A 7,428-nucleotide genomic window follows, 5' to 3' on the forward strand; every position below is an offset into this window, starting at 1 on the left:
GGTTTCGAAAATATTTATATAAAAGGGTTCAATTGTTTTTTGAGTTATTTTTCAAGTGAATTCGATAGACTTGAATATGCAAAATAAGCCTGTTTGAATTTTTAGTTTCGATCCCACAAAATAGGAATTGATTAACTGTAGAGTAAAATAAATACCAGGGAGTTGTTTGGAATATGTTAACGCGTGATGAAGATGTCAAAATTGCGATGAAGCCTGTTCTAAGCACTCGGAAACCTGATCCGGTGTTCTCAAATGAAACTGGATTGATGGATATTTATAAGAAATTGACTTTTACAGCGGCCCAGGATGAAGATATTAAGCGGGAAAATGCGAATATTGATGGGGATACCGCTATGGGCACAATGTTGAAATACGGTTCCGAAGGATCAAAATTCTTTATAGATCAATACATATTGCCTGAAGAAATTGCACATGCCCATCAGAATGGTGACATTCATATTCATGACAAGGATTTTTACATGTTGACCGAAACATGTTGTCAGATTGATTTGATTAAATTGTTCAAAAAAGGCTTTTCAACGGGGCATGGTTATTTAAGAGAACCTAATTCAATCGAGAGTTATTCAGCTCTTGCCTGTATTGCCATTCAGGCCAATCAAAATGAAATGCATGGAGGGCAAAGTGTTCCCAACTTTGATTATGCAATGGCGGATGGAGTTAAAAAAACATTCAGACAAGAATTTTGGAAGGTTTTTTCAATTTTTTTGCAAATCGAAACACAATTGGGAAGTGTGGAAATTGATGTTTTTCAAGATCAGGTTGAGCATCGGATAGGTGTTATTGGCCTTCAATTTTTAGAATCTTATGGAGAAAAATTATATCAACTTGGGAATTTGGGTGTTGATTTAGAAATAATAAAGAAAGCTTATAATTTTGCATGTAAAAAGGCGCTCGGTACAACAGAGAGACGCACTTATCAGGCGATGGAAGCGTTTATACATAATCTGAACACAATGAATTCACGTGCTGGGGCACAGGTTCCCTTTAGTTCAATTAATTATGGAACGGATACTTCTGAAGAAGGTCGCATGGCTATTCGGAATCTTCTGCTGGCAACGAAAGCGGGACTCGGTAATGGTGAGACACCTATTTTCCCTGTCCAGATTTTTAAAGTAAAGGAAGGAATCAATTTTAATCCGATAGATAAAAACTATGATCTATTCAAATTGGCGATGGAAACGTCCGCTTTACGTCTTTTTCCAAATTTCAGTTTTATCGATGCTCCCTTTAATAAAGTGTTTTATAAACAGGGTGATTATAAAACGGAAGTTGCATATATGGGATGTCGTACACGTGTTTTGGGAAATGTTTATGATCCGGACAGACAAACAATATGTGGCCGTGGAAATTTAAGCTTTACGTCAATCAATTTGCCCCGGCTAGCCCTGAAGGCAAAAGGTAATACAGATTTATTTTTTCAGTTGCTCGATGAAATGATTCATCTATCTTTTCGTCAACTTTTACATCGTTTTCAAATTCAGTGTCGTAAGAAAGTGAAAAATTACCCTTTTTTAATGGGACAAGGGATATGGATCGATTCAGAAAATTTATCAGAAAATGATGAAGTTGCTGAAGTTCTAAAGCATGGCACTTTAACGGTTGGTTTTATTGGTTTGGCTGAAACCCTGAAAGCTTTGGTGGGTTTTCATCACGGGGAAAGCGAGGTTGCGCAGGAGTTGGGGCTAAAAATTGTCAGTCATATGCGTAAAAAAACAGATGAGGCGGCAAAAAGAACAAAACTTAATTTTTCATTGATTGCCACGCCTGCCGAGGGTCTAAGTGGCCGTTTTGTCCTTATGGATCGTGAAAAATATGGTGTCATATCTGGAGTGACAGATCGGGATTATTATACGAATTCTTTTCATGTTCCTGTTTATTATCCAGTAAAAGCGCATGAAAAAATTGGACTTGAAGCACCCTATCATGAATTAACCAATGGTGGTCACATAACCTATATAGAACTTGATGGTGATATATGTAAAAATTTGGATGCGTTTGAAATAATTATCCGTTACATGAAACAATCTGGAATTGGTTATGGGGCGATTAATCATCCTTTAGATAGAGATCCTGTCTGTGGGTATGTTGGTGTTATTGATAATGAATGCCCACGTTGCGGGCGTAAAGATGGTGAGGCGGTCAGTATCGCGAAACTGAACGAATTAAGACAGATTTATTCGAATGTTCCAGATTATAATTAGAGAGGGTTAATAATGGGCAAATGCAATATGGTTAAACCTATAGAACATGTTCAAAAAAAATTCAAAATGGTGGGAAAAGATATAAGTTTTGCCAGGACACGCCGTATAACAGGATATTTGGTTGGTACATTGGATCGTTTTAATAATGCCAAACGTGCCGAAGAAAAAGATCGTGTCAAGCATGGCTGTAGCTAAACTGCGTATCAGTGGTATAGAAGCAGAATCTATCGTGGATGGGCCTGGGTTGAGGTATGTTGTTTTCACCCAGGGTTGCCCTCATCAATGTTTCGGATGCCATAATCCTGAAACACATGCACTAAACAGTGGTTATGAAATTTCTATTCAAGAAATTATCAATGACTTTTTGAATAATCCACTTTTATCAGGCATGACGTTTTCGGGTGGGGAACCGTTTTTGCAGGTGGAAAGTCTTGTTTTACTTGCCAATATTGTAAAGAAAACAGGAAAAACGCTGGTTACCTATACGGGTTATACGTATGAACGATTATTGGAACTGGGAAAATGCAATCCTTTAATTATCCATCTATTGGAATTGACTGATATTTTGATTGACGGTCCATTTCAGATCAGTCAACGGGATTTGCAATTGTCTTTTCGAGGCAGTGCCAATCAAAGAATTTTATATAGAATGGATCGGCAACGAATAAAAGATCAATTAAAATATTGATTTAAATTAATGAAAAATGATCCTCGATAGATGGATAAAGGATCATTTATAGTATAATACTGATATTTTTGAAAAATCTAGTATTTTTTATAAGGTAAGAATTTACCGCTAAGTTGAATATTAACACGATCCCCATTGGGATTAGGTTCTCTGGTTATATTCATTGAAAAATCAATGGCGCTCATTATACCATCTCCAAATTCTTCGTGAATAAGTTCCTTGATGGCTGATCCATATACATTAATTAGTTCATAAAAACGATATATTGTTGGATCAGAAGGAATGGCAGTTGGAAGACTTCCTCTATTGGGTGGAACAGTCAACCAATTGGTTTCCTCCTCTGTCAGATCAAAAATAGAAGCGATCAGAACGGCCTGTTCTTTATTTAAAGGCATTTGCCCGAGACAAGCGGCTGTAACATATTCCTTACTTAATCCTAAGGTTTCGGCAACAAAAGACCATTTAATGTCTTTACTAATTTTGGTTTGAATTATTTTTTCTGTGATTTGTAGACGGTTCATGATAATTTCCAAATAAAAAATGTTACATTGAGTTGAATATTCTTAAATTTGATAATCTAATGACATGTGATATTTGGATATTTTATTTTTACTATCAATAGTTTTAAAGTATATATTTTGTTTTTTGTTATAATTATGTGTTATAATTTTTAATCTATAATTATATAATTAATATTATTATTTTATGAAAATTTAATGATATTTAATAATATTAAAATTTTTTTAATTATTGTTCATATTCACTTTCTTGTTCCTTTTCTATTTATCCATTTCATATGATAATCAGTTGAATATTGATTATGAGATCAATTTATATAAGGTAGGATAAATGGCTTGGTCTATTCTTGGTAGTGGTGTTACAGGATTGTGTATTGCAACAGCTTTATGTGAAAAGGGTGAAAAACTAGAGGTTGTTGAAAATCCAAATATTCAGGCCTCATCATATTTTGCTGGCGGTATGTTGGCACCATTTTGTGAAGGGGAAAGTGCGCCAGATATTGTCGTAAAAAATGGACAATTATCTGTTGAGTGGTGGGATAATCATGTCAGCAATGTAAAAAAAACCGGAACCATTGTCATTGCGCCGCCTCGAGATATGTCTGAATTAAGACGGTTTGCCAATATGACCATTTGTCATGAATGGGTTGATCCAGGTAAGATAGAAAAAGATTTGAAGGGTCGTTTTTCTGAGGGACTGTTTTTTCCTTCTGAGGCCTTTATCGATCCTCGCTTGGCCTTGCAGGAACTAAAAGAAAATTTAAAAAATAAGGGTGTTAGTTTTCATACGGGTTCGCCCAAAGGAAAGATCATTGACTGCACTGGTATGGCGGCAACCAGTTCATTAAAAAATTTACGGGCTGTTCGTGGTGAAATGCTAATTTTTGAATGCCACGAAGTTAATTTTTTACGTCCAATTCGTTTATTGCATCCGCGGTTTCCCTGTTATCTTGTACCTCGGGCAAATGGCCGATTTATGGTAGGGGCAACAATGGTGGAAAGCAATGATGATAGTCCCATAAGTGCTAGGGCCCTGATAGAAATGCTGAGTTCAGTATATGCAATTCATCCAGCCTTTGCTGAAGCAAGGATTATAGAAACAGGAACAGGATGCAGACCCTCCTTTCCTGATAATATTCCACAGATTATTGAACAGGATGGTAAATTTTATATTAATGGCATGTATCGACATGGCTTTTTACTTGCTCCGGTTCTGGCATTAGATTTTGTGAAGAAAATTTTGGGATAATGAAAATGAAGTTATATTTAAATGGCGAATTCATTACAACACAGGTAAAGACTTTGGCAGATTTGCTGAAGGAAAAAAATATGGATGTATCTTGTGTTGCCAGTGCGATCGACGGAAATTTTATTCCTCGGGCACGTTATGAGGAGACCCAGCTGCAGGAAAATATGAAAATCGAAGTTGTATCACCAATGCAGGGAGGTTAGTTGTGCAATTTTATAATCAAAATCTTCATTCAAGATTGTTATTGGGTACTGCCGGTTACCCTTCGCCAGATATCTTGATACAAGCCATTCATGCTTCAGAGGCAGAAATTATAACTGTCAGTTTACGTAGGGAAGGGGTGGGAGGTTCTGAATTTCGTCAGTTAATAGCAAAAACAAAAAAAAGGTTTCTGCCAAACACGGCAGGATGCCATACCGTGAAAGAGGCCGTGACAACAGCGCAGATGGCACGTGAAGTTTTTGAAACAAACTGGATTAAGCTGGAAATTATCGGTCATGCGGATACTTTACAACCAGATCCTTTTGCAACAGTTGAAGCTGCCAGGATTTTGTCAAAGGAAGGGTTTGAGGTTTTTCCTTATACGACCGAGGATTTAATTGTTGGTGAAAAGTTATTAGAGGCAGGTTGTCAACTTTTGATGCCATGGGGGGCACCGATTGGATCTGGACAAGGTTTGCGTAATATTGAAGGATTAAAAACAATGCGTCAATATTTTAAAAATATTCCCCTTATTATTGATGCGGGGATTGGAGCGCCAAGTCAAGCAATCCAAGCGATGGAAATAGGTTTTGATGCAATTTTACTAAATACGGCAATTGCGAAATCAAAAGATCCTATTCTAATGGCGGATGCTTTTAACAAAGCTATTTTAGCGGGACGGATAGCATATAAAGCGGGATTAATGGAAAAGCGTAATATGGCCTATGCCTCAACACCAGCATATGGATTGGCGGATTTATCATTATAATGGAAAAATTTTATTTAGTTACAGAGTCTGTTTCATTAATTAAAAAATTATTGCCTGTTGGGGTTAAATTGATTCAATTACGAATTAAAAACATGTCTCAGCCGGATTTGAGGCAAAATATTATGGAAGCAAAAATCTGTTGTGAACGTTATGGTGCGCAATTGATTTTGAACGATTACTGGGAATTGGCTTTAGAATTGGGTATAAATTTTGTTCATTTAGGACAAGAAGATTTATTAAAAACAGATTTTAACAGAATACGAAATGCAGGAATTCAATATGGGATTTCCACACATGATAGATCTGAGTTGGAAATTGCGTTGAAGCTTTACCCTGACTATATTGCATTGGGACCAATTTATCCGACTGTATTGAAGAAAATGAAATGGCACCCGCAAGGGTTATCAAAACTGAACAGATGGAAACAGAGAATAAGAAATATTCCTTTGGTTGCTATCGGGGGATTAACAGTTGAACGGATTCCTTATGTTCTGAAAGCGGGTGCAGATAGTTTGGCAGTAGTAACAGATATTAAGACTGCGTCAGATCCAATCAATCGTTATAATGCTTGGCAAAGACAGATTAAAAAGGTCATCAATTAATGGAAAAACGGTTTAAAAAACAGATAATGTTATCTGAGGTTGGTATCGAAGGTCAGGAGAGATTAAGAAAGGCCCGTCTATTAGTTGTAGGATGTGGTGGATTGGGTAATACGGTTTTACCATTACTTAGTGCAGCGGGGATAGGTTTTATAAGGGTTTATGACCATGATATTGTAGAGGAATCTAATTTACATCGACAATATATGTACTCTAAATCTGATCTTGGCAAACATAAAGCTTTGGTAATGCAGAATATTTTATATCGTCAAAATCCAGAGTGTCATATCGAGGCTTATGCTCAAAAATTAAGTTTTTCATATATTTCTGATGCAATGCGTGAAATTGATCTGGTTATAGATGCGGCTGATAATTTTATGGTGACGTATCTTCTTTCTGACAAATGTTATGAAATGGATATTCCCTTTATAAGTGCTTCTGTTCTGGAATTTCAGGGATATGTAGGGGCTTTTTGTGGTGGTGGGCCAAGCTATCGCTCGGTTTTTCCAAAACCTTCGTTTTCGAACAATAATTGTAATAATATTGGAGTAATGGGACCTGTTGTTGCGATTATGGGATCTATTCAGGCAGAAATGGCTATAAATATAATATTAAAGCTTTCCAAACCGACATTAGGAAACTTGTTCCATATAGATTGCATTAACTGGAGAGTTGGTCAGATTTGTTTTGATGATGCGGAAGAACCTGAACTAAAAACAATTATTTCATTATTGGATAGGGACAGTCTCAAAGTTGATGATTATTTGGTTGAATTACGGGATGAAATTGAAGCTCCAATCAGTGTTAATTCCCATGTTGTTCGGGTGAAACCCGAAAATATAGAAAATAGTAATTTTCCGACCGATCGACGAATAGTATTTATTTGTAAGACTGGGATAAGAGCTATTAAAGCAGCATATCAGTTACAATTTAAGGGTTATACAAATTTAGGCATCATAGCGGATTAACTTTTTTAAAATATTATTTATATTAAATTCTAATAAATTGTAATTTAATAATACAAAAAACGTTATATTTTAATTCAATCAACAAAAATTTTCAGCAAATTTAACGATTATTGTTTGTAAATATAATTGTAATGATATTCTTGAATATATCTAATGTTTTTAATAATAATAAATAATAATATATCATTTTCAGTTAAATATAAGATTTAATTAA

General features: G+C 35.6%; 8 protein-coding genes and 1 pseudogene. 8 read left to right on the plus strand and 1 reads right to left on the minus strand.

The window, feature by feature from the left end:
- Nucleotides 1-167: 167 nt before the first annotated feature.
- The 3 genes and pseudogenes from U0839_RS07810 to nrdG all read left to right on the plus strand — a co-directional run.
- Nucleotides 168-2,222: pseudogene (locus tag U0839_RS07810) on the plus strand (anaerobic ribonucleoside triphosphate reductase); the annotation flags it as partial.
- 27 nt (nucleotides 2,223-2,249) lie between these two features.
- Nucleotides 2,250-2,417, plus strand: coding sequence for an anaerobic ribonucleoside-triphosphate reductase (nrdD, locus tag U0839_RS07815; protein ID WP_122124240.1), 168 nt, complete (start codon nucleotides 2,250-2,252; stop codon nucleotides 2,415-2,417).
- Complete coding sequence (gene nrdG / locus U0839_RS07820) at nucleotides 2,404-2,910, plus strand: anaerobic ribonucleoside-triphosphate reductase activating protein (RefSeq protein WP_198193923.1); 507 nt, start codon at nucleotides 2,404-2,406, stop codon at nucleotides 2,908-2,910. Before nrdD ends, nrdG begins: the two co-directional genes overlap by 14 nt.
- Before the next feature lie 77 nt (nucleotides 2,911-2,987).
- On the opposite strand, the gene cynS is transcribed toward nrdG, so the two are convergent.
- Nucleotides 2,988-3,431 carry a cyanase gene (gene cynS / locus U0839_RS07825; protein ID WP_110439450.1) on the minus strand — a complete coding sequence of 148 codons (444 nt, stop codon included), beginning with the start codon at nucleotides 3,429-3,431 and terminating at the stop codon, nucleotides 2,988-2,990.
- Between the two features lie 328 nt (nucleotides 3,432-3,759).
- Between cynS and U0839_RS07830 the strand changes: the two genes are divergently transcribed.
- Genes U0839_RS07830 through U0839_RS07850 form a run of 5 tightly spaced genes read left to right on the plus strand, consistent with a single transcriptional unit; the run spans nucleotide 3,760 to nucleotide 7,214 of the window.
- The gene (locus U0839_RS07830; RefSeq protein ID WP_413550421.1) at nucleotides 3,760-4,677 is read left to right on the plus strand and encodes an FAD-dependent oxidoreductase; all 918 of its coding nucleotides are present in this window, start codon (nucleotides 3,760-3,762) and stop codon (nucleotides 4,675-4,677) included.
- A 5-nt stretch (nucleotides 4,678-4,682) separates the two neighbouring features.
- Nucleotides 4,683-4,880, plus strand: coding sequence for a sulfur carrier protein ThiS (gene thiS, locus U0839_RS07835; protein WP_155565035.1), 198 nt, complete (start codon nucleotides 4,683-4,685; stop codon nucleotides 4,878-4,880).
- A gap of 2 nt (nucleotides 4,881-4,882) precedes the next feature.
- The gene (locus U0839_RS07840; protein ID WP_198195128.1) at nucleotides 4,883-5,647 is read left to right on the plus strand and encodes a thiazole synthase; all 765 of its coding nucleotides are present in this window, start codon (nucleotides 4,883-4,885) and stop codon (nucleotides 5,645-5,647) included.
- Nucleotides 5,647-6,249, plus strand: coding sequence for a thiamine phosphate synthase (locus tag U0839_RS07845; protein WP_155566448.1), 603 nt, complete (start codon nucleotides 5,647-5,649; stop codon nucleotides 6,247-6,249). Before U0839_RS07840 ends, U0839_RS07845 begins: the two co-directional genes overlap by 1 nt.
- On the plus strand, nucleotides 6,249-7,214 hold the full coding sequence (locus tag U0839_RS07850) for a HesA/MoeB/ThiF family protein (RefSeq protein WP_155565037.1): 966 nt from the start codon (nucleotides 6,249-6,251) through the stop codon (nucleotides 7,212-7,214). Before U0839_RS07845 ends, U0839_RS07850 begins: the two co-directional genes overlap by 1 nt.
- Nucleotides 7,215-7,428 lie beyond the last annotated feature (214 nt).

It is taken from the genome of Commensalibacter sp. A3DC (assembly GCF_047307945.1).
Classification (GTDB): Bacteria; Pseudomonadota; Alphaproteobacteria; order Acetobacterales; family Acetobacteraceae; genus Commensalibacter; species Commensalibacter melissae.

Excerpts from the sequence above, each read along its gene's own strand:
- nrdD (WP_122124240.1), top strand. The coding sequence starts at position 2,250 with ATGGTTAAACCTATAGAACATGTTCAAAAAAAATTCAAAATGGTGGGA.
- nrdG (WP_198193923.1), top strand. The coding sequence starts at position 2,404 with ATGGCTGTAGCTAAACTGCGTATCAGTGGTATAGAAGCAGAATCTATC.
- cynS (WP_110439450.1), bottom strand. The coding sequence starts at position 3,431 with ATGAACCGTCTACAAATCACAGAAAAAATAATTCAAACCAAAATTAGT.
- U0839_RS07830 (WP_413550421.1), top strand. The coding sequence starts at position 3,760 with ATGGCTTGGTCTATTCTTGGTAGTGGTGTTACAGGATTGTGTATTGCA.
- thiS (WP_155565035.1), top strand. The coding sequence starts at position 4,683 with ATGAAGTTATATTTAAATGGCGAATTCATTACAACACAGGTAAAGACT.
- U0839_RS07845 (WP_155566448.1), top strand. The coding sequence starts at position 5,647 with ATGGAAAAATTTTATTTAGTTACAGAGTCTGTTTCATTAATTAAAAAA.
- U0839_RS07850 (WP_155565037.1), top strand. The coding sequence starts at position 6,249 with ATGGAAAAACGGTTTAAAAAACAGATAATGTTATCTGAGGTTGGTATC.